Below are 1,240 nucleotides of genomic sequence, written 5' to 3' on the forward strand. Positions count from 1 at the left end.
GTCACACGGCACGAGACGGCACGGGTAGTCAACATACCCCGTTGCGGTGCTGGGCAAAAGATCAGACACGGTGAAGACTGGGACGATAGTAAAGAACTTACGGCTGGAGGGAGTCACGTGATCCACTCCACGTAGTCGCGGGGCGAAGGCAGTCTTACAAGGGCCAATGCCTACCGCATACTATTTGCGGACGATCGCATAGGCGATTGTGCCTACGAAGCACATATGCGCAGCCAGTAGAGATCGAAATGGAGGATTAAGTGCGCCCCAAGGAGATCCAGGCCCGTATTCGTGCTGGGGAGACCTCAGAAGAGATAGCCGCCAAGTCTGGTCTCTTAGTCGAGCGGGTCCGTTGGTTTGAGAGCCCAATCCTGCAGGAGCGAGAGTACATGGCCCAGCAAGCTCAACAAGGTCTGATCAAAATGCCCGGTCTTGTAGAACACAGTCCGGCGCTAGCTGCTCTCGTATCCCAACAGATGAAAGGCAATATCGACGGGATTCATTGGGACTCTGTGAAGCGTATTGATGGGCTGTGGCTTGTGTCCGCCGCTCTCCAATGGAATGACAGGTGGCTTCAGACCGAATGGCTCTACGATCCGCAGAGTCGCCACGTTACGCCTCACGGCCACAATGCGCTGCACCTGTGTTCAGTTCAGTTTGGGTTACCCATGCCTGCGAGGGCTGAAGCTGATTTTTTCGTACAAGAATCGACATCGAAGCACGCGATGGAGGCTTCACAACCGAAGTTGAGCAGAGAATCGTCGAGCTCGGCGGCTCTAGAATCTGATACGACTTCCGAGACTGAGCTCGGCGTCCCTTACTCTGGCCCCATCTCTCCGGTTTCTCCTAGCCCGCGAATCTCCGAGCAGCGGCCACATTCATTGCCTTTTACCGCCGAACAGCTCCATGCTCCTCCCTTTTCCCCTGAACTCCCTGTACGCGCGGATGAAGAGCAGGAGCAGACCTCAGATAACGCCACGGAAAGCACCATATGCGCGAACGATCCGGTCCCTGTGCCGCCTGACCGACGAGACAAGCAGCTGCGGAAGCGCGCCCGCCGTACATCCGTCCCCAGCTGGGACGAAATCATGTTTGGAGCCGGGCCGAAGGAATAGCCGACCTCCGGTCGCTATGGAGCTGTTTACATTCGCGAACCAATACATAAACTGACCGGCCGGGAACCTAACCGCAAGAGGGCGCGGTATCTTCTTGCTTGGTGTAGCTCTCTGAAGGGACCAGG

General features: G+C 56.6%; 1 protein-coding gene. It reads left to right on the forward strand.

Going from position 1 to position 1,240, the window contains the following annotated elements; translation table 11 throughout:
* Nucleotides 1-260: 260 nt before the first annotated feature.
* Entirely contained in the window at nt 261-1,115 is an 855-nt protein-coding gene (gene sepH, locus Acor_RS00095; RefSeq protein ID WP_246238314.1) for a septation protein SepH, read from the forward strand.
* Nucleotides 1,116-1,240 lie beyond the last annotated feature (125 nt).

The organism is Acrocarpospora corrugata, assembly GCF_009687845.1.
In the GTDB taxonomy this organism is placed as follows: domain Bacteria; phylum Actinomycetota; class Actinomycetes; order Streptosporangiales; family Streptosporangiaceae; genus Acrocarpospora; species Acrocarpospora corrugata.